Source organism: Mesorhizobium sp. M0184, assembly GCF_040322215.1.
GTDB lineage: Bacteria > Pseudomonadota > Alphaproteobacteria > Rhizobiales > Rhizobiaceae > Mesorhizobium.
In genome coordinates, this window is sequence record NZ_JAMYSZ010000030.1 from 18,575 (window position 1) to 36,094 (window position 17,520).

General features: G+C 62.8%; 20 protein-coding genes. 7 read left to right on the forward strand and 13 right to left on the reverse strand.

The window, feature by feature from the left end:
- Positions 1-12: 12 nt before the first annotated feature.
- Entirely contained in the window at positions 13-873 is an 861-nt protein-coding gene (locus NKJ23_RS27365; protein ID WP_352683657.1) for an SMP-30/gluconolactonase/LRE family protein, read from the reverse strand.
- A gap of 115 nt (positions 874-988) precedes the next feature.
- On the opposite strand from NKJ23_RS27365, the gene NKJ23_RS27370 reads away from it, so the two are divergent.
- Positions 989-1,792: a helix-turn-helix domain-containing protein gene (locus tag NKJ23_RS27370; RefSeq protein ID WP_352683659.1), complete on the forward strand. Its 804-nt coding sequence runs from the start codon at positions 989-991 to the stop codon at positions 1,790-1,792.
- A 127-nt stretch (positions 1,793-1,919) separates the two neighbouring features.
- On the opposite strand, the gene NKJ23_RS27375 is transcribed toward NKJ23_RS27370, so the two are convergent.
- The 3 genes from NKJ23_RS27375 to NKJ23_RS27385 are packed head-to-tail and all read right to left on the reverse strand — an operon-like array spanning position 1,920 to position 4,170.
- Complete coding sequence (locus tag NKJ23_RS27375) at positions 1,920-2,717, reverse strand: C40 family peptidase (protein ID WP_352539806.1); 798 nt, start codon at positions 2,715-2,717, stop codon at positions 1,920-1,922.
- A 41-nt stretch (positions 2,718-2,758) separates the two neighbouring features.
- The gene (locus tag NKJ23_RS27380; RefSeq protein WP_352683660.1) at positions 2,759-3,700 is read right to left on the reverse strand and encodes a CHAD domain-containing protein; all 942 of its coding nucleotides are present in this window, start codon (positions 3,698-3,700) and stop codon (positions 2,759-2,761) included.
- A complete protein-coding gene (locus tag NKJ23_RS27385; protein ID WP_023679010.1) occupies positions 3,697-4,170 on the reverse strand; it encodes a CYTH domain-containing protein in 474 nt (157 codons plus the stop codon). The genes NKJ23_RS27380 and NKJ23_RS27385 overlap by 4 nt, the downstream gene beginning before the upstream one ends.
- 88 nt (positions 4,171-4,258) lie before the next feature.
- Here NKJ23_RS27385 and NKJ23_RS27390 point away from each other — a divergent pair, with 88 nt between their 5' ends.
- The 4 genes from NKJ23_RS27390 to NKJ23_RS27405 are packed head-to-tail and all read left to right on the forward strand — an operon-like array spanning position 4,259 to position 7,987.
- Positions 4,259-4,975, forward strand: a complete 717-nt coding sequence (locus NKJ23_RS27390; protein ID WP_352473604.1) for a CerR family C-terminal domain-containing protein — start codon at positions 4,259-4,261, stop codon at positions 4,973-4,975.
- The gene (locus NKJ23_RS27395) at positions 4,972-5,925 is read left to right on the forward strand and encodes an HlyD family secretion protein (RefSeq protein ID WP_352683662.1); all 954 of its coding nucleotides are present in this window, start codon (positions 4,972-4,974) and stop codon (positions 5,923-5,925) included. The genes NKJ23_RS27390 and NKJ23_RS27395 overlap by 4 nt, the downstream gene beginning before the upstream one ends.
- Positions 5,922-6,842 carry an ABC transporter ATP-binding protein gene (locus NKJ23_RS27400; RefSeq protein WP_023679007.1) on the forward strand — a complete coding sequence of 307 codons (921 nt, stop codon included), beginning with the start codon at positions 5,922-5,924 and terminating at the stop codon, positions 6,840-6,842. Before NKJ23_RS27395 ends, NKJ23_RS27400 begins: the two co-directional genes overlap by 4 nt.
- 8 nt (positions 6,843-6,850) lie before the next feature.
- Positions 6,851-7,987, forward strand: coding sequence for an ABC transporter permease (locus NKJ23_RS27405; protein WP_352683746.1), 1,137 nt, complete (start codon positions 6,851-6,853; stop codon positions 7,985-7,987).
- Positions 7,988-8,023: 36 nt separating this feature from the next.
- On the opposite strand, the gene NKJ23_RS27410 is transcribed toward NKJ23_RS27405, so the two are convergent.
- The 3 genes from NKJ23_RS27410 to NKJ23_RS27420 form a co-directional block, all read right to left on the reverse strand.
- A complete protein-coding gene (locus NKJ23_RS27410) occupies positions 8,024-8,677 on the reverse strand; it encodes a glutathione S-transferase family protein (protein WP_352683664.1) in 654 nt (217 codons plus the stop codon).
- 92 nt (positions 8,678-8,769) lie between these two features.
- Positions 8,770-9,747: a threonine/serine dehydratase family protein gene (locus tag NKJ23_RS27415; protein WP_352683665.1), complete on the reverse strand. Its 978-nt coding sequence runs from the start codon at positions 9,745-9,747 to the stop codon at positions 8,770-8,772.
- Between the two features lie 204 nt (positions 9,748-9,951).
- Positions 9,952-10,269 (reverse strand): hypothetical protein, encoded by a 318-nt coding sequence (locus NKJ23_RS27420; protein WP_023679003.1) that lies wholly within the window; start codon positions 10,267-10,269, stop codon positions 9,952-9,954.
- A 181-nt stretch (positions 10,270-10,450) separates the two neighbouring features.
- Here NKJ23_RS27420 and mbfA point away from each other — a divergent pair, with 181 nt between their 5' ends.
- On the forward strand, positions 10,451-11,434 hold the full coding sequence (mbfA, locus tag NKJ23_RS27425) for an iron exporter MbfA (protein WP_352451856.1): 984 nt from the start codon (positions 10,451-10,453) through the stop codon (positions 11,432-11,434).
- Between the two features lie 6 nt (positions 11,435-11,440).
- Here mbfA and NKJ23_RS27430 read toward each other — a convergent pair whose 3' ends face one another.
- The 3 genes from NKJ23_RS27430 to NKJ23_RS27440 all read right to left on the reverse strand — a co-directional run bounded on the left by NKJ23_RS27430 (position 11,441) and on the right by NKJ23_RS27440 (position 12,426).
- Positions 11,441-11,785, reverse strand: a complete 345-nt coding sequence (locus tag NKJ23_RS27430) for an antibiotic biosynthesis monooxygenase family protein (RefSeq protein ID WP_352683667.1) — start codon at positions 11,783-11,785, stop codon at positions 11,441-11,443.
- Entirely contained in the window at positions 11,782-12,114 is a 333-nt protein-coding gene (locus NKJ23_RS27435) for an NIPSNAP family protein (RefSeq protein ID WP_352683669.1), read from the reverse strand. Before NKJ23_RS27435 ends, NKJ23_RS27430 begins: the two co-directional genes overlap by 4 nt.
- A gap of 96 nt (positions 12,115-12,210) precedes the next feature.
- Positions 12,211-12,426 (reverse strand): DUF1127 domain-containing protein, encoded by a 216-nt coding sequence (locus NKJ23_RS27440; RefSeq protein WP_352683672.1) that lies wholly within the window; start codon positions 12,424-12,426, stop codon positions 12,211-12,213.
- Between the two features lie 68 nt (positions 12,427-12,494).
- Here NKJ23_RS27440 and NKJ23_RS27445 point away from each other — a divergent pair, with 68 nt between their 5' ends.
- A complete protein-coding gene (locus NKJ23_RS27445) occupies positions 12,495-13,169 on the forward strand; it encodes an ArsR/SmtB family transcription factor (RefSeq protein WP_352683674.1) in 675 nt (224 codons plus the stop codon).
- Between the two features lie 120 nt (positions 13,170-13,289).
- On the opposite strand, the gene ligD is transcribed toward NKJ23_RS27445, so the two are convergent.
- From ligD to NKJ23_RS27460, 3 genes are all read right to left on the reverse strand, one after another.
- Entirely contained in the window at positions 13,290-15,791 is a 2,502-nt protein-coding gene (ligD, locus tag NKJ23_RS27450; protein WP_352683676.1) for a DNA ligase D, read from the reverse strand.
- A gap of 9 nt (positions 15,792-15,800) precedes the next feature.
- Positions 15,801-16,652: a non-homologous end joining protein Ku gene (gene ku, locus NKJ23_RS27455; RefSeq protein WP_352683678.1), complete on the reverse strand. Its 852-nt coding sequence runs from the start codon at positions 16,650-16,652 to the stop codon at positions 15,801-15,803.
- Positions 16,653-16,771: 119 nt separating this feature from the next.
- Complete coding sequence (locus tag NKJ23_RS27460; RefSeq protein WP_352473615.1) at positions 16,772-17,278, reverse strand: YciE/YciF ferroxidase family protein; 507 nt, start codon at positions 17,276-17,278, stop codon at positions 16,772-16,774.
- Positions 17,279-17,520 lie beyond the last annotated feature (242 nt).

The following is a 17,520-nucleotide window of genomic DNA, read 5'->3' on the forward strand; positions in this document are numbered from 1 at the left end:
GGCAACGCCGGCTTAGTCGAGGCCTAACGCTGAGACCTCGCCCTCGTTCATCAGCGGCACGAAGATTGTCGACCTGCCGTCGGTGCCGATGTCGGCGCTGCCCGGCTTGAACGTCGCAACCGCTTGCGGCGTGCCGCCGGCTTTGTAGCGGTAGAGCGTGCCGGTCATATAGGCAGTGGCGTAGATGCTGCCGCCGATGGCAACGACGCCATCGAGGTTGGCAAACTTTTCCGCGCCAGGCAGTGGCGAAACGGCCTTGGTAGCAAGATCGACCGAGAGCAGGCCGCCCGGCTCCGCGGTGCTGAAGTCGGGCTTGATGCCCTTGCCCCAGGAAGCGACGATCAGCCGGCCGCCATCGGCGAAGATGCCATTCGGCGAAGCAAGCGCCGCATCCCTGACGAACAGTTCGGGCCGGTCGCGGTCGATGCGATAGATCGTATCGGCAAGCATATCCGTGACGTAGATCTTGCCGGACGCGTCGGCGGTCATGTCGTTGAGAAAGACCGCGTTCGGCACGTCGATCGTCGATGTTAGCTTGCCGCTTGCGAGGTCGACGACGCGCACATGGGTGAGGTCGGCGACGTAGAGTTTGCCGCCGACAATCGCCATGCCCTTGGGCGCGTCCATGCCGTCGGTCCAGTGTTGCGTGACGAGCTTGCCGTCCATCGACAGGATCGACAGATAGCCGTTGCCGTCGGCTTCGCCGGGATTGCCGACGATGTTCGAGACGATAACGCGCTGGCCGGCGGCGTCGAACAGCGCCGATTCAGGCTGCTCGAGGCCGCCGGTGCGCCACAGTTCAGCGGCCTGAACTGCCGGCGCGGCGGTGATGCCGACCAGGGCGAGAAGTATCGAGGTGAAGAGGCTCTTCATGGCTAGTCTCCTGTAATGGACTGGCGGAGAGCTAGGCTTTTCGATACTTTTCGGGAAGAGCTATCAGGACTAGTACCGAAGGCTGATACCAAATCGTGCGAAAGAGGTGCATCCCATGAACGGCCTGATCTTCGAAGCGCTGAAGCGGACGCTTAAGGCAAAGGGCATCACCTATCGCGTCCTTGCCGAGCGGATGGGTGTTTCCGAGCCGACGGTGAAGCGCATCTTCCACGAGCGCAACTGCAAGCTCGACCGGCTGATGGAGATCTGCACTGCCGCCGGCGTAGAGTTGGAGAACGTGCTCGGCTCTATGAACAGAGGACCAGGACCCGCCAACCAGATCGCGCCGGAGATCGAGCGCAAGCTCGCCGGGCGGTCGGCACTGCTGTTCGTCTTTGTCATGCTTTCCGAGAAATTCACGCCCGAAGGCATCATGCGCTCACAAGGGCTGAGCGAGGCTTCGATGTTCCTCTATCTGCGCGAGCTCGAGGAACTCGGCCTGGTCGCGCTCGGTCGCGGCCTGTCGGCAAGGCTGCTGATCGAGGCGCCGATCCAGTGGAATTTCGAGGGGCCATTGCGGCCGCTGTTCGAGACGACCAACAAGAATTTCATCGGCTGGGCCATCACCCATCTTGAGCGCGAGTCGACGTTCGTCAGCTTCTCCAGGCGGATGCGGCCGGAAACGGCGGAAATGGTCAGGCGCGAGGCGGAGGAATTGGCGGAGCGCGCCAAATTGCTTGCTCATCACGACCAGCACACGACGCCTGAAGACCGACTGGTCGGCTACAAATGGACGTTTGCGTTCGGCGCAACGCCGTTCCCGGTGATCATGCCGATCGGGCCGCATCCGCGCGACGCAGGCGCACGGACCGACGATCGAGTTGCGGCTGCCGCAAACGGACGACGTCTGCCGGCCTAGGTCAAAATGCAGAACGACCGAGTCCGGGCTGTTGGCGGCAGCCAGTCTGACTGAGCTTCTTACCCCCTGAGTATCGGCCGCAAACCGGTTCTCAGAGGGTCCCCTGCTCAAACACAAGATCGAGCGGCTATTCGGCGGTCTTGTTCGCCACCTTGTCATCCCAGACCATCTGCCGGTAGTCGAAGCCGTATTCCAGCGTCGGCTTGACAATACGGAAATAGGGCGACAGGTCGAAATCGCGCGGCGTGTAGAGCGAGTGATGGCGGATGTGCAGGATTTCCCTGCGCGAATAGCTCGACTGGGCCGAGGCACGGCCAGGCGCCCGGGTAATCTCCGGCAGGATCGGGTAGCGGATCAGGCCGTACGCCTCGGCGATCAGCGACGAGCAGATGGCGCGCGTCGGGTCGCCGGAACCGAAAGCCAGCATGCGGCGGCGCCAGCGCACCGGCACCGGCGGCGTCGGCAAGAAGTAGCGCAGCATGTCGAATATGTTCCTGAGATCGTATCTGAGACCGAGCCTGCCGATCATGAACGCGACGACCGCTTCGCGATCGTCCGGAGCCAGGCCACTCGCCCGGCAGATGCGGGTGTTGTAGCTGCGATAGCGCGACAGCGGCACGGCGATGCAGCCATCGCCGAGCGTGACCTCGATCAGGCGCCGCCGCTCCGATCCGTCCTCCGGCTCCGGCAATGCATCGCCGATATAGAAGGCGGCATGCGACCAGGTCGACTGGGTGAGGTATTTGATCGCCGCCGAGATCTTCTGGTTGCCTTCGATGAGCAGGATGTCGCCGGGCTCGAGCGTGCGGCGCAACGTTTCGGCGTCCGACGGCGTGTAAGGCTCGTAGCCGGACGATTCCTCCTGCAGCCGGCCGGCAAGCCAGCGGCCAAGTCGGTCCAGAAGCGTGTCGCCGGGCTCGGTCATGCCAGACGGCGATTACCACAGGGCGGCAAGTTAGACCATGATCAGCCCACGCCAGGCGTGCCGGCGTCTTCGTGCGCAACTGTGAGATCTTCGCGCGCCTTACGGGCGAGCTTCCTCGTCGAGCGCTTCGGGCTGTCGCCGAAAAGCTCGACCGCCTCGGCGAGGCAGGTCTTTTTCAGGCTCTTTTCCGAACGCTTCAGCAGCTTGGCAAGCAACCGCGTCTCTTCAGCAGGACCGAGCGGCTGGTCCTCGGCATCTAGAAGCGCGCGCATGACGAACACATCGTGCAGCTCGCCAAGCCGCTCGCCCAACTCGTCGACGGCCTTGCGCCGCGTCTTGATCGGCGTCGGCCACAGCCTGCCGAGCAGCGACAGGTGCATGCCATGCGTCTTGGCCGCCTTGCGCAGATCGTGAAAGTCATCGGCTTCGCCGCGCGAAGCCGCCTTATCCAGCGCTTTCCTGGCGCGACGCAAAGTGGTGCGCGCGCCTTCGGCGAGCACGTCGGCAGCCTGCTCCGGCTGGTCGGGCAGAGCGAGCTTGTCGATCCGGGCGACACCTTTCTCGCAAACGGAAATCGCCGCGCCTATCGCAGCATCGAGGCCTGCTCCGCCATGCAGTTCATGCTGGCGCGCGACGAGCCTGTCACGCACGGCACCGAGGCCATCGCCGGCACTTTGCTCGGAAAAGCTTGCCGCCAGCCGGTCGATTGTTTCCACCAGTGCGGTCGCCTCGCGCGGGCCGGCAAGCAGGGCCGCCACCTGGCGGTAGCACTGATTCTCCGTCACGCAGAATGTTTCGTCTCCGGAACGGACAAGGCGCAGCAAGGCGCGGACGTTCTTCAGCCGTTTGCGGCATTTGTGCAGCCCCTGTTCGGGCCTGTCACGCGCGGCGTCCAGATGGACAAGCGCCTTGCCGATCTCCTCGGCGAGGATGCGCCTGACCTCTCCGGTCAGCGACATGCGCGGATCGATACGAAAGCTCATGCGACGATCTCCGGAATCCCCCCAAGGGCGAGCGACGCGTTGTAAAATCTTGGCTCGCCGGTGACTTCACGGCCGAGCCAATGTGGCAGCATTTCGTCCTGTACATCATCCGGCGTCTCGAGCTCGGCGATCACCAACCCCGCAAGCGTCCCGCCGAAGACATCGACTTCGTAGCGATAGCCGCGGTGTCTAACATGGTGGCGTGTCTTCTCGATGACATGTCCGATGGCAAAGGCCTGCATCTCCTGCGCCTCCGCCAAAGGTACCGGATATTCGAATTCATCGCGCTCGCGTGCCTGGCTGCCGAACTTGAGCGTCAGCTTGGCGGCCGCATCGTTGCTGATGCGCACACGCACCGTGCGGCTGGGTTCGGCGACTAGATAGAATTGACGGATATGAATGTCCGCCTCGACCATTGCCCGCCATTCCTCACCTGAGACCAGGAACTTACGCTCGATTTCCTTGCCCATGGCTAGGCACTAAAGCGCGCACGGCCAGAGTTGGCAAGCCGCTTGACCGCACTTGACTTTAATCATTCGATTGATTAAATTATTGGCCATGATCAAATCGCCCAGCGCCAGCGGCCTTCCTCATGAGGCGCCCAAGACCGCCGCCGATATGACGCGGGCGGCACTTGTCCGCGCGGCGTTGAAACTGTTCGGACGGCAAGGTTTCGACGGCACCTCGACGCGCCAGATCGCGGCGGAGGCCAAGGCCAATATCGGCTCGATCGCCTATCATTTCGGCGGCAAGGAAGGGCTCCGCAACGCGGCGGCCGACTACATCGTCGACACCATCCAGACCGTTGCCGGCCAGGCGATCGGCAATCTGCAGGCGCCGGTCGCGGCATTGGCGGACACCGAGGCCGCGCGGGCACATTTAGCCGTCGCACTGGAGCGGATGGTCGCCTTCATCGCGGCAAGGCCGGAAGCCGGCGAGATTGTACAGTTCGTCCTGCGCGAGCTGTCGCATCCTACCGCGGCGCTCGACCGTATCTATGACGGCGTGTTCGAACCGGCGCATAACCGGCTCTGCCTGATCTGGGAACAGGCGACGGGCGAGCCGGCCGAGAGCGAGCGCACAAAACTCACCGTGTTCACGCTGATTGGCCAGGTCGTCTATTTCCGCATCGGCCGCGAGGCGGTTATGCGCCGCATGGGCTGGCGCGAGATCGGCAATGACGAGGCCGGAAAGATCGCGGCGGTGGTGACGGATAATCTCAGCGCGATTTTGGCTCGGCGCGATTTGGCTGCCCGAAAGGATCGTGGATCATGAGCCTGCTCTGTTCTTTGCCGCTTGCCGCCCAGCTTTTCAGCGCCTGCGCGCCGGGAGCACCGCTCGCCGTCGGCTACGTCGAGGGCGACTACGTCCTGCTCGCGCCGATCGAGGTGGCGCAGGTCGAGACGATTGTGGTCAAGCGCGGCGACCGCGTCGCGCCCGGCACGCCGGTGGTGACGCTGGAAAACGCCGACGCCAAGATCGCCATCGCGCAAGCCGAGGCGGCCCTTGCGCAGGCCCAGGCGCAACTCGCCGACCTGCAGGTCGGCAAGCGGCCGGAAGAGATCGCGGTGCTTAAGGCGCAGGTCGACATGGCCAAGGCGCAAGCCGCCGACGCCAAACGCCGTTACATCCGCGCCAGCGATCTGTTCAAACGCGGCACCGGCACACAGGCCGACTACGACACGGCTTCCGCGACGCTGGAGACGGCCAACGCACAGGTCGGCCAGGCGGAGGCCAATCTCGCCGTCGGTGGCCTGCCGGCACGGCCCGAGACGATCAAGGCCGCCGACAATCAGGTCAGGCAGGCGCAATCGGCGCTGGAGCAAGCGCAGTGGCGGCTGTCGAAGCGCGTGCTGACGGCGCCCTCGCCCGGCCGGGTCAACGATGTCATCCGCTATCCCGGCGACACGGCCGGGCCGACCGCGCCGGTCATCTCGATACTGCCGGATGGCGCGGTGAAGCTCAGCGTCTATGTGCCGGAAAGCGCGTTCTCCTCGGTCGATGTCGGCACGCTGCTCAACGTCCATTGCGACGGTTGCGGATCGGGCGTGAAGGCTCGCGTCAGCTACGTGTCGCCGGATCCGGAATTCACGCCGCCGGTGATCTACTCGCTCGAGACCCGGCAAAAGCTGGTCTATCTGGTCGAAGCGCGGCCGGAGGGCGACGCCAGCGCATTGCAGCCCGGGCAGATCGTCGACGTCGATCTGGCGGACATCGGAAAATGAACGTCATCGACGTGCACGGCCTGGTCAAGCGCTTCGGCGACAAGACCGTCGTCGACCATGTGACTATGGCTGTGGCCGAGGGCGAGATCGTCGGCTTCCTCGGGCCGAACGGCTCGGGCAAGACGACGACCATCCGCATCATGTGCGGCTTGCTGACGCCGGATGAGGGCGAAGGCACGGTTCTGGGCTTCGACATCCGCACCGACAGCCTGCGGATCAAACGCGAAGTCGGCTACATGACGCAGAGATTCTCGTTCTACGAAGATCTGACGATCGGCGAGAATCTCGAATTCGTGGCACGGCTGTACCGGCTGAAGCCGCTCGACGAGCACGTGGCTAAGACGCTTGAGGAGCTCGGCCTGACATCGCGCAGGAACCAGTTGGCCGGTACCCTGTCCGGCGGCTGGAAGCAGCGGCTGGCGCTGGCCGCCTGCATCATGCACAAGCCGAAACTGCTGCTGCTCGATGAACCGACGGCGGGCGTCGACCCGAAAGCGCGACGCGAATTCTGGGACGAGATCCACCGGCTGGCGAGCGGCGGCCTGACCGTGCTGGTCTCCACCCATTACATGGATGAGGCCGAGCGCTGCCATCGCATCAGCTACATCTCCTACGGCAAGATGCTGGCCACCGGCACGGTCGAGGACGTGGTGAGGAATGCCGGGTTGACCACCTTCGTCCTGCAAGGGCCGCGGCTCGATCAGGTCGCTGCCGCACTTCATGGCCGCCCCGGCGTCGACCAGGTGGCGCCGTTCGGCGCGACGCTGCATGTCGTCGGCTCCGACAGGACGGCACTTCAGGCAGCGCTCGCCGATGTCGAGAAAGAGCACGAGGGCGTTACGGTGACGCCCGGCGAGACCAGCCTGGAGGATGTGTTCATCCAGTTCATGTCCGGTTCGAAGGACAACATGGGATGAAAAATGGGATAAACAGCATCTTTTCGTTCGCCAGGCTAGGCGCGCTGCTGATCAAGGAGTTCATCCAGATGCGGCGCGACCGCATCACCTTCGCCATGATGCTCGGCGTGCCGTTGATGCAGCTGGTGCTGTTCGGCTATGCCATCAACAACGATCCGAAGAGCCTGCCGGCAGCGCTGGTGGCGATGAGCAGCGATCCTTACACACGAGCCATGGTTTCGGCACTGCAGACCACCGGCTATTACCGCTTCGACCACGTCGCGCAAAGTGCCGTCGAAGCCGAATTCCTGATGGCGCGCGGCGACGTCGCCTTCGTCGTCACCATTCCCGCCGATTTTGCCCGGCGGGTCGAGCGCGGCGACAGCCCGCAGATTCTGATCGAGGCGGATGCGACCGACCCGGCCGTCGCCAGCGGCGCCATCTCGACGCTCGGCACCGTTGCCAACCAGGCGCTGCTCAGGGCACGCGGCATGCAGGAGACGGCGGCCGAAGCTGCCCGGGGCCAGCTCCAGGTGGTGGTGCACCGGCGCTACAATCCGGAAGCCGTCTCCCAATACAACATCGTGCCCGGCCTGCTCGGCGTCATCCTGCAGATGACGATGGTGATGATGACCTCGATCGCGCTGACGCGCGAGACCGAGCGCGGCACGATGGAGAACCTTCTGGCGATGCCGTCAAGTCCGCTCGAGATCATGCTGGGCAAGGTGCTGCCCTATCTGGCGGTCGGCGCCGTGCAGGTGCTGGTGGTGCTGGCAGCCTCGAAGCTTCTGTTTGCCATCCCCTTCACCGGGTCGATGTCGCTGCTGTTGACGGCGGTCCTTATCTTCGTCTTGGCGCTGGTGCTGCTCGGCTACACGATCTCGACGATCGCCCGCACGGAAATGCAGGCCCTGCAGCTCACCTTCTTCTTCTTCTTGCCGTCGATCATGCTGTCCGGCTTCATGTTCCCCTATCGCGGCATGCCGGACTGGGCGCAGGTCTTTGGCGAGGTGCTGCCGCTGACGCATTTCCTGCGCATCATCCGCGCGGTGATGCTGAAGGGCGCCGAACTGCCGGCGGTGGCAACGGAAATCGGCTGGCTGGTGGTGTTCGTGGCCCTGTTCGCCGGTATTGCGCTGGTGCGGTTCCGCCGGACGCTGGATTAGGGTCGAACTCGATCCGCTTTTGCAAATGATCGAGATTCACACGGACTTGGCCTGGCCCGGGACCGGTGTCAACTCAGGCGCATTGAGCCCTTCGAAGGGATCGCGCCAGGCGTCGATTTCTTCGAGTTGAAGATACCAGCGACTGACAGAGGGATAGTCATCGAGCGGCAATCGGGCGACATCGTTGAAGGGCAGAAACGTCGCCATTCGAAAGTCGGGATAGGAAACCGAAGCGCCGACCAGCCATTCGCGCTCAGAAAGCTCGGCATCAAGTATGGCAGCGGCCGTGCGGAAGTCGCTCAGGCCCTCCTCAACCCGCGCCTGATCTATCGGGCCGAGCCCATAGCGCTGTTTGGTCCCGCGTTCGAAATGCACGACATCGCAGGCTCTTGCGAAGTTCTCTTTCCCCCAACTCAGCCATCGGATCATCTCGGGCTCGTCGTCGCCAGCGCGCCAGAAATCCGAATGCATATCGCGCGAAAGCCGACAGGCTATGGCGTCGGCCTCCCAGAGGCTTTTTCCCGAACCTATAAGGATGGGCAATGAAAGATTTGGATTGAGCGGGCGAAATCGCTCGGCCTGGCCCGGAGCGAAGGGAGAGGCGAATTCAAACTCGACCTTGGCGTTGAGATACCGTGCCACCGCGACCGCGAGGCGAGGATTGGGATTGCGGCTGAAGAACAGTTTCATTGATCTCAGTCTTTGAAGGGTACCGGTTCGACCGGGTACAACGGACGCTTGAGCACCTCGAATCGGCACATGAGCTGGAACTGGTTGCTATCCTAGCCGGCAGCAATGATCTCGGCATAGGTGCTGAGATCGACATTGCCGCCGGAGAGCACCACGGCAATGCATTTGCCGGCAAGGTCGATCTCGCCTGACGACAGCGCGGCCAAGCCGACGCAACCGCCAGGTTCGACCACCAGCTTCAAGCAAGCCATCGCATCGCGCATCGCCTGTGCCACCGCCTTGTCGGAAACGGCGATGGCGCCCGCGAGATTCTCGCGGTTAATCTCGAAAGTGATCGCACCCGGCTCGGCGACGAGAAGGGCATCGCAGATCGAGGTGTGGCCGGGCGCGTTCGACACCCTGGCGCCTTTGATCAGCGACCGGCGTCTGTCGTCGAAATGCTCGGGTTCCACGGCCCAGACGGCGGTGCCCGGCGAGGCGTCCTTGGCCGCGATCGAAATGCCGCTGCTCAACCCGCCGCCGCCGCAGGGAACCACTACCGCATCGAGGCTGACGCCAAGTGCTCTTGCTTGGCGCATCAATTCGAGGCCGACCGTGCCCTGGCCGGCGATGATGGCCGGATCGTCGTAAGGCGGCACCAGGACCATGCCCTTTTCCACGTAAGAACGGACGACGGCAGTGCGATCGTCGCGGACCCGGTCGAAGGTGATCACTTCGGCGCCCATCTTCCTGACATTGCCGACCTTCATCGCCGGCGCGTCGGTAGGCATGGCGATTACGGCCTTGACGCCGAACATCGCCGCCGCGGCGGCGACGCCTTGCGCGTGATTACCCGACGAGAAGGCGACGACGCCGCGGGCGCGTTCTTCCGCCGAGAGCGAGGAGAGCTTGTTGTATGCACCGCGGAACTTGAACGAGCCGGTGCGCTGCAACGTCTCCGGCTTGAACAGGATCCTGGCGCCGAAGCGATTGTTCAACTCCGGCGATTCGATCAGCGGCGTTTCGACGATCAGTCCGGACAATCGCACTGCTGCGCTGTGAATATCGGCGATGCCGGGAGGGATGGTCATGGCTAGGTCCTGCAAGAGATGAGACCGCCTATGCTGCACGGAAAGGGAGGCGGCGCACCAATGAAAAAATGTGACCGTTACAATTCGTCCTTGGAGGCAGGAGAGTGGGGCGTGACTGTCCCACCGCCTCCTCGGCCCTCTGCCATGCATTCGTCGCTTCAGTCGACAAATCGTTGTCGATTGACCGGCATAGCCTGCCGCTCTTCACCCCAACAGCGTCTTTTGCCGTTTGGGGCCGCCCATCTTGCGCCAGGTGTTGAAGCGGTGGGTGGCGGCGGCGAAGGAGATCTTCATCTGTTGGGCGACCGAATAGCGCGACTTGCCCTCGTCGAACAGCCGATAGCAGCACTCGACGCCCTCCTCGGTCAACTTGCCGTCGGGAGCCTTGTTGTGCGGATTGGCGGGATCAAATTTTTCGACCTGCTGCTCGACCAGGCCTTTCAGGCGCTGCAGATCCGCCTCAATATTAGCGATAAGGTCGAGAACCGGTTTGGGATCAAACAGCTGCTGTTTTTCCGGCATCTGCGGCGTTCCTTTGTCTTGGTTGAGATTCGGTTATATAAGTGAACGTTTGCCGATAGCAACGGCGATGTGTTCGGGATTTTGAAGCCTGTACCTTTTGAGCATGAGTGGAGCGCACACGATTGACCGGCGACGTGCGAGGTCATAGTTTAGAACTATTCTAAACTAGGGTGAATTTCTCATGCTTTCCCGCGTTTTCGGCTTCGGCCGCCGTCCCTTTGAATCGCTCTCGGAACAGGAGATCCTGGCGCTCGCCATCTCCTCCGAGGAGGATGACGGGCGCATCTATCGCGCCTATGCCGACGGGCTGGCGGAGAGCTTTCCGCAATCGGCCAAGGTGTTCGAGGAGATGGCGGAGGAGGAGGACGGCCATCGCGATTCGCTGATCGAGCTTTACCGCAAGCGTTTCGGCGAGCGCATACCGCTGATCCGGCGCGAACATGTGAAGGGCTATTACGAACGCAAGCCGGACTGGCTGGTGAGGCCGCTCGGCATCGATCATGTGCGCAGCCAAGCCGAGGCCATGGAGCGGCAGGCCTACCTGTTCTATATCGAGGCGGCCAAACGCACAGGCGATGCGTCGACGCGAAAGCTGCTCGACGACCTGGCGATCGCAGAACAGGGCCACGAGACACTGGCGCAGCGGCTGGAGCAAAAGCATGTGCCGGGCGCGGTCAAGGACGAAGAAACGGCAGCCGAGCAGCGCCAGTTCATCCTGACCTATGTCCAACCGGGGCTGGCCGGGCTGATGGATGGCTCGGTGTCGACGCTGGCGCCGATCTTTGCCGCCGCCTTTGCCACGCATGATACGTTCCAGACCTTTCTGGTCGGGCTTGCCGCCTCGATCGGCGCTGGCATCTCGATGGGTTTCACCGAGGTGGCTTCCGACGACGGCAAATTATCGGGCCGCGGCTCGCCGGCAAAACGCGGGCTGACCGTCGGCGTCATGACGACGCTGGGCGGGCTCGGCCATGCGCTGCCCTATCTAATCCCGCTTTTTTGGACGGCGACCATTGTCGCCGCCGTGGTGGTTTTCTTCGAGCTGTGGGCGATCGCCTTCGTGCAGAACCGCTACATGCAGACGCCATTCTGGCGCGCCGCCTTCCAGGTGGTGCTGGGCGGCGCGCTGGTGTTTGCGGCAGGGGTGCTGATCGGGAATGCTTAACAGTCCTTAACCATTCATCGCCTGGCTGTCCTGAGGCGCCTCGGCGCGTTCGGTCAGGCAGTAATCGCGCACGACATGGGCGATGCGCAAACGATAGTCCGCAAAGATACCGCCGCGCCCGGCCTTCTGCGCCTGCCGATGTTCCTGCGTGTTGCGCCAGGTCTTCACCGCGTCCTCGTCGCGCCAGAAGGACAGCGACAGGATGCGGTTCGGATCGGCAAGGCTCTGGAAGCGCTCGATCGACAGGAAACCGTCGATGCCGTCGAGCAGTGGGCGCAGGTCGGCGGCGATGCCGAGATAGGCATCGCGCTTGCCCGCCGCCGGCTCGACCTCGAAGATGACGGCGATCATGGCTTCACCAAAGGAGCATGCGGCCCGGAGGCCAGCTTGAGGAAGATGCGGTCCTCCTTCAGAATGAATTTTTCCCGTCGGGCGAACTCGTAGTTCGCCTTGCCGGCGGGATCGGCGGCGAGCCGGGCGCGGTAGGCTTCGTAGGCCGCAAGACTGTCGATGTTGTAGGCGGCATAAGCCCTGGTGGCCGAGCCTTCGTGCGGCGCGAAATAGCCGATCAGATCGGCGCCGCAACGCGGGATCGCCTGCCCCCAATTGCGTGCATATTCCTCGAACGCCGCCTTGCCGAACGGATCGATCTCGTAGCGGATGAAGCAGGTGATGGTCATTTTCGCCTCCTTGGCGGTCGATGTTTTCTTGCGGTCACAGTTCGAGCCGGATCGAAACGTTCCGAAGATCGATATGCTAGGCAAATCCCTCGCTGATCATGCCTGCCAGAACGATTTCGCGCATTCGCGGCGGACGTCTTCAGGTGTCAGGCCAAGGTCACGCAGCAGATGATCGTCGATTTCGGCGAGGTCGAGACGCTGCAAATGACGGTCGTACCACCGCTTCAGGAGCCGCAGCCGCAAGCGGCGCAAGACAATGAACGGGAACGGCCGGCGAGCAGGCGCGGCGCCGAGAATGGTCCTTGCAGGCATCGTTGTCTCCTTGATTTGCATCGAGACTAATGCTTTTCTGACGAGGATGCTTCGATGAGGAACGAACCATGCGCGAAGGACCTGACATAGCCCGCATTGCCAGCCTGGTGGGCGATCCGGCGCGGGCAAACATGCTGTCCGCACTGATGGGCGGCACGGCACTGACGGCGAGCGAACTGGCACTCGAGGCCGGCGTGTCGCTTCCGACAGCGAGCTCGCATCTGTCGAAGCTGATGGAAGGCGGGCTGCTGACGCTGGCAAGCCAGGGACGGCATCGCTACTACGGCCTCGCCGGTCCGCAGGTAGCAGGCATGATCGAGGCGATCACAGGTGTTGCCGCTGCGGTCGGGCCGCAACGAGTGCGGCCTGGCCCACGCGACGCGGCCATGCGCGTGGCGCGGGTCTGCTACGATCACCTCGCCGGCGAGCAGGCGGTGGCGATGCTGGACCGTCTTGTGGCTCGACAAGTGCTCGTGCGCGATGACAAGGTGATCCAGCTTGGGCCGTCGGCCGACTCGCATTTCGCCGCGATCGGCATCGACATCCATACCAAAGCGCGGCGACCGGTGTGCCGCGCCTGCCTCGACTGGAGCGTGAGGCGCTCGCACCTCGCCGGCACGCTGGGCGCCGCCATTCTCGACAAGATCCTCGCCGAGAAATGGGCGCGGCGCGAGAAGGACAGCCGTGCGGTGATTTTCTCGCCGACAGGCAAGCAGGCGTTCGAGAAGACGTTTCTCGCCTGACGGCTCGCTTCGACGCACTAGAACGGCTCGTCGTTTCACGGAAACGCCGAACCGCTCTATCTTTTTTGTTTTGAAGCATGTCGTTGTCGCAAACCGCTGCACATTTTTGCGCGACATGCATTAGCCGCGCTTGAGCGGCTTGGCCTGCTTGAAAAAATCCGCCCAGGGATCGGCTTGCCCGAGCCGCTTCAGCGTCGTCTTGTCGCCGATCGGAAAGGCGTTCGGCGGCAATCCGGCCTCGATCTCCGCCCAGGTCACTGGCATCGATACCGTGGCTCCCTTTTTGGCGCGCGACGAATAGGGCGCAACCGTGGTGGCGCCGCGGCCGTTGCGCAGATAATCGACGAAAATCTTGCCGGTGCGCGCCCTCTTCGACAGCGTCGCCGTGTAGCGGTCGGGCGCGGCCTGTTCGAGCGCTCGGGCGAACTCATGGGCGAAGCCTTTGACCTCGTCCCAATCCCCCGACGGCTTCAGCGGCACGACGACATGATAGCCCTTGCCGCCCGAGGTCTTGACGAAATTCGGCAGGGACAGTTCGTCGAGCCGGCTGCGGATATCGAGCGCCGCGGCACGCACCGCCTTCACGTCGACGCCCTCGTCGGGATCGAGATCGAAGATGATCTGGTCGGGTTTTTCCAGTTCGTCCGTGGTCGAGCCCCAGATGTGGATCTCGACGACGCCGAGCTGCACCAGGGCCACGACACCGTCGAAATCGCGGATGAACAGGATTTCCTCGCCGTCCGTCGGATCCTTCATCACGGCTATTTTTTCACTCATGCCCGCTGAGGCATGCTTCTGGAAAAAGCGTGGGCCGCCGACGCCGTCCGGCGCCCGCACCAAGCTGAGCGGCCGATTGACGATGAACTGCTTCATGCGCGGCCAGACAAGCGCATAATGATCGACCAGATCCTGCTTCGATACCTTCTCCTGCGGCCACAGAAGCTTGTCCGGGCGAGACAGCGTAACCGACGTTTTCGCCGTCCCGGCGGGTTTGGCGGGCTTTGCCTTGGGCTGCTCTGCCGGCGCTGAGTGTGCTTTCGGTTTCTCCTGCACGACTTCCTCCGCCGGCTTGTCCTCGCGCAGTCCCTGGAACGACGCGTGGCGTATTATACGGTCCGACGTCCAACTGCGAAACTCCACCTCGCCGACAAGTTCGGGCTTGACCCAGACCAGCCCCTTGCCCCTTGGCACCGCCCTGTCGAAGGGCGAGGACGTCGTCTTTAGCGCATCAAGCCTCTTCTTCAACTCGTTGGTGCTTTTGGCCGTGAAGCCGGTGCCGACGCGGCCGGCATAGCGCAGCTTGCCGCCCTCGTGATAGCCGACCAGCAGCGAGCGCAGGCCGCGCCCGGTCTTGTCCGACGGCATATAGCCGCCGATGACGAATTCCTGGCGCGCCGTGCATTTCGACTTCACCCACGAGGGAACACGACCGCTGCGGTAGGGCGCATCGGCACGCTTGGAGACGACGCCTTCGAGCCCCAGCCGGCAAGCATGCTCCAGCATGATCTTGCCGGGCTCGGCAAAGTGGTCGCTGAAGCGCACGGCCTGATCCTCGGCCTGTCCGGCGAGCAAAGTGCGCAGCCTTTCCTTGCGCTCGACCAGCGGCTCGGAACGGATATCCTCACCGTTGAGACGCAACAGGTCGAAAACGTAGTAGATGAAACGATCCGTGCGGCCCGCCGACAGATCTTGCTGCAGCAGCGAGAATGACGAGACGCCGTTATCCGCCAGCACGACGATTTCGCCGTCGATGATCGCATCGGTACATTTCAGGCCGCCAAGTGCCGCGACAATTGCGCCACCGAATTTGTCGGTCCAGTCGAGGCCGGCGCGCGTCAAAAGCCGCACCTCGGTGCCGGCAAGCTGCGACTGCATGCGATAGCCGTCGAACTTCACCTCATGCAGCCAGTCCTTGCCGGGCGGCGCGTCCCGCTCCAGCGTTGCGAGCGCCGGTTCGATGAATTCGAGCCGCCTTGCCGCGACTGCCTTCTTGCCGGTAGCCGGCCTGTCGGACTGCCAGACCCTTGGCTTCTTGCCGTCGGCGGTCTTGCCTTCGCCGACCTCCTCGATGGTCAGGCCGGATTTCACCGATTGCGGCGCCTCCTGCAAAATGTCCTCGCCCGGACGCGCGGCGGCATCGTCGGATTTGATCAGCAACCAGTTGTCACGCTTTTCGCCCGGACGCGGCTTCAGCCGCACCAGATGCCATGCGCCATGCAATTTGTGGCCATGCAGTTCGAAACTGATATGGCCTTTCTTCATCGCCTTTGCCGGGTCGCCATCGGGGACCCAAGTTCCCTCATCCCAGACAATGACCGAGCCGCCGCCATATTGGTCCTTCGGGATGGTGCCTTCAAACGGCGCATAGTCGATCGGGTGGTCCTCGACATGCACGGCGAGCCGCTTTTCGTGCGGGTCGAGGCTCGGGCCTCGCGTCACGGCCCAGCTCCACAGCACGCCACCATGCTCGAGACGAAGGTCGTAGTGGAGCCTGGTGGCGGCATGCTTGTGGATGACGAAGATGCCACCCGGCACGGCTTTCTTGCCGCGCGTAACCTTGCCGGCTGGTTCGGCCGTCTTCTTGAAATTGCGCTTGGCGTGATACTGCTCGAGGCTGGCCATGGGCGGATCCTAAGCAGATTTGCGCCGGGCGGCTTTGGACTTGGCGCCTTTTGCCGGGCGTCCGGTCTTTGCCGGCGCACCGGCTTCCGACGAAAGGCTCTTCTTCAGCGCATCGAAGAGGTTGACGACGTTGGAGGGCCGTGGTTCCGCCTTGGTCTTCGGTGCCTTCTTGCCGGCCTTCTTGGCGCGGACCAGCTCGATCAGGGCATTTTCGTATTTGTCCTCGAATTCGGAAGGATCGAACGTCGCCTGTTTCTCATCGACGATGTGTTCGGCCAGCCTGATCATCTCGGCGTCGGTCTTCACCGTCTTGATGTCGCCGAACACTATCTCGGGCCCGCGAACCGTATCGCCATAGCGCAGGGTCGTCAGCAGCAGACCCTTGCCCAACGGCTCGATGACCACCGGACGTTCGCGGCGATAGAGCACAATGCGGGCTAGCCCCGCCGTCTTCTTGGCGGCCATGGCGTCGCGGATGACGGCGAAGGCCTCTTCCGAGACCTCGTCCGCAGGCGTCACATAATAGGGCGCATCGAGATAGATCTGCTGGATCGAGGATTTTTCGATGAAACCATCGAGGCTCATCGTATGCGAGGATTCGATCTGCACGGCTTCGATCTCCTCCTCCTCGATTTGGACGAAGTCGCCGTCGCCGATCTCGTAGCCCTTGATCTCGTCGCCTTCATCGAGCGGCTTGCCGCTTGCCGAATCGACATAGACGCGCTTGACGGTATTGCCGGTCTTGCGGTTGAGCACGCGGAACGAGACTTTCTCGGCCTGGGTGACGACATTGGTCAGTTCGACGGCGCAAGTGACCAGCGAAAGCTTGAGATACCCTCTCCAGGCCGGGCGCGGCGCCATGACAAACTCCCTGCGCGACAATGTTCAACCGAGAACGGGCAAAGTCCGTTCCGGTTCCGGCGGCGCAAAAGGCAAGTCCGGGCTTTCAACCCAGCCTTGCCTTGTTCTCGCTCACTGCCCTACTCGGCGGCTTGCAGGTTGACCTTGCTTTCCGCTATTTCGGTAAGCTTGCGGTCGGTTGCCTGCTCCTCCTTGAGGTTGTTGGCCAACACATTGGCGCAGTCGCTGCGGCCCAGTTGCTTGGCCCAAGCAATCAGGGTGCCGTAACGGGTCATCTCATAATGCTCGACCGCCTGGGCGGAGGCGATCAGCGCAGCGTCGAGGACCTCCTTGTCGGCGATGTCGCCGCTGACGTCGTCGGCTTCTTCGAGAATGCCGTCGATGGCCGGGCAGTCGACCTGCTTGGCCTTCACGCCGTGCAATTCGAACACCTGCTCGACACGCTGGATATGACCCTTGGTCTGAGCGAGATGTTTCTCAAAGCCGGCTTTCAGCTGTGGATCACTCGCCTTGTCGATCATCTTCGGCAGCGATTTCTCGATCTGTTTTTCAGCGTAATAGATGTCGCGCAGCGTGTGCACGAAGAGGTCGTCGAGGGTTTTGATATCCTTCGAAAAGAAACCCATGGCCTTTGCCTTTCCATTGCTCTTGCAGTTTCGGATTTTTTGGCTGCGGCCCACCCGAGCACCACAGCCTGCGGAGCCGGTTCGTCCCGGCACTGGGAAATCAACGTGCGGCTGACGGGCCGGTTCCTGGTTTTCCGGCCGCGTGCACGGAAATTTCGCGGTCCGGCAAAACCTGAAACAAAACCGCGCCTCTGCGACATTCAGGCGAAACATATGTGATGCAAAAGTCACACTGGACGAAA